Origin of the sequence: Geopseudomonas aromaticivorans (genome assembly GCF_019097855.1) — a bacterium.
Lineage (GTDB): Bacteria > Pseudomonadota > Gammaproteobacteria > Pseudomonadales > Pseudomonadaceae > Geopseudomonas > Geopseudomonas aromaticivorans.
Genome location: NZ_JAHRGL010000056.1, coordinates 1 through 1614, shown reverse-complemented (window position 1 = coordinate 1614; position 1614 = coordinate 1). Strand labels below are relative to the sequence as shown.

Annotated in this window: 3 protein-coding genes; all 3 read left to right on the top strand. The window is 40.0% G+C overall.

What is annotated here, in order from left to right; all coding sequences use genetic code 11:
- Nucleotides 1-285 (top strand): hypothetical protein (locus KRX52_RS15920; RefSeq protein WP_217682714.1); only part of this gene is annotated, 285 nt, incomplete at its 5' end.
- A 192-nt stretch (nt 286-477) separates the two neighbouring features.
- Nucleotides 478-1116 carry a hypothetical protein gene (locus tag KRX52_RS20840; protein WP_254797632.1) on the top strand — a complete coding sequence of 213 codons (639 nt, stop codon included), beginning with the start codon at nt 478-480 and terminating at the stop codon, nt 1114-1116.
- Between the two features lie 18 nt (nt 1117-1134).
- Complete coding sequence (locus tag KRX52_RS15910) at nt 1135-1362, top strand: hypothetical protein (RefSeq protein ID WP_217682715.1); 228 nt, start codon at nt 1135-1137, stop codon at nt 1360-1362.
- Nucleotides 1363-1614: the final 252 nt, after the last annotated feature.

Below are 1614 nucleotides of genomic sequence, written 5' to 3'. Positions count from 1 at the left end.
ATTAAAAAAGAAATTAAAGAAGATACAAGAAAACAGAAAGACCTCCCATGCTCTTGGATAAGTAGGATCAACATAATAAAAATGGCAATCTTGCCAAAAGCAATATACAGATTCAATACAATCCCCATTAAAATACCAACACAAGTCTTCACAGACCTTGAAAGGACAATTCTCTACTTTATATGGAAAAACAGAAGACCCAGGTTAACCAAAACAACCATGTACAAGAAAGGACCTTCTCGAGGCATCACCATCCCTGACTTGAAGCTTTATATAGAACTATAGCAATGAAAACAGCTTGGTATTGGCACAAAAACAGACAGGTAGACCAATGGAATCAAATTGAAGACCCTGATACTAACCCACACACTTATGAATACCTGATCTTTGATAAAGAAGCTAGAACTATAGAATGGGACAAAAGAAAGCATCTTCAACAAATGGTTCTGGCATAACTGGTTGCAGATATGTAGAAGATTGCAGATAGATCCATATCTATCACCATGCACAAAACTTAAGTCAAAATGGATCAAAGACCTCAACATAAACCCAGCCACACTGAACCTATTAGAAGACAAAGTGGGAAATACCCTTGAATTAATTGGTACAGGAGACCACTTCCTGAACATTACACCAGTAGCACAGACACTGAGATCAACAATTAATAAATGGGACCTCCTGAAACTGAGAAGCTTCTGTAAGGCAAAGGACACAGTCAGCAAGACAAAATGGCAGCCCACAGAATGGGAAAAGATATTCACCAACCCCACATCTGACAGAGGGCTGATCTCCAAAATATACAAAGAACTCAAGAAGCTAGTCTCCAAAACACCAAATAATCCAATTAAAAAGTGGGGTACAGAACTAAATAGACAATTCTCAATAGAGGAATCTAAAATGGCTGAAAGACACATAAGAAAGTGTTCAACATCCTTAGCCATCAGGGAAATGCAAATCAAAACAACTCTGAGATACCATCTTACTCCTGTCAGAATGGCTAAAATCAAAAACACCAATGACAGTTTATGCTGGAGAGGATGTGGAGAAAGGGGAACACTTCTCCACTGCTGGTGGGAGTGCCAACTTGTACAGCCACTTTGGAAATCAGTATGGTGACTCCTCAAGAAAATGGGAATGAGTCTACCACAAGATCCAGCAATTCCACTCCTAGGCATATACCCAAAAGAAGCACATTCATACAACAAGGACATCTGTTCAACGATGTTCATAGCAGCACTATTTGTAATAGCCAGAAACTGGAAGCAGCCTAGATGCCCCTCAACCGAAGAATGGATAGAGAAAATGTGGTACATTTACACAATGGAGTACTACTCAGTGGAAAAAAAAACAATGGAATCTTGAAATTTGCAGGTAAATGGATGGATCGAGAACAAACCATTCTGAGCGAGGTAACCCAGTCGCAAAAAGACAATAATGGTATGTACTCACTTATATGCGGATTTTAGACATAAAGTAAGATTACCAGCCTACAATCCACACTGCCAGAGAAGCTAGTAAACAAGGAGGACCCTAAGAGAGACATACATGGTCTGCTAGAGAAGCAGAGAGGTCCAAGATCAGCTGAGCCAATTGGGAGCACGGGAAGATGGGGAG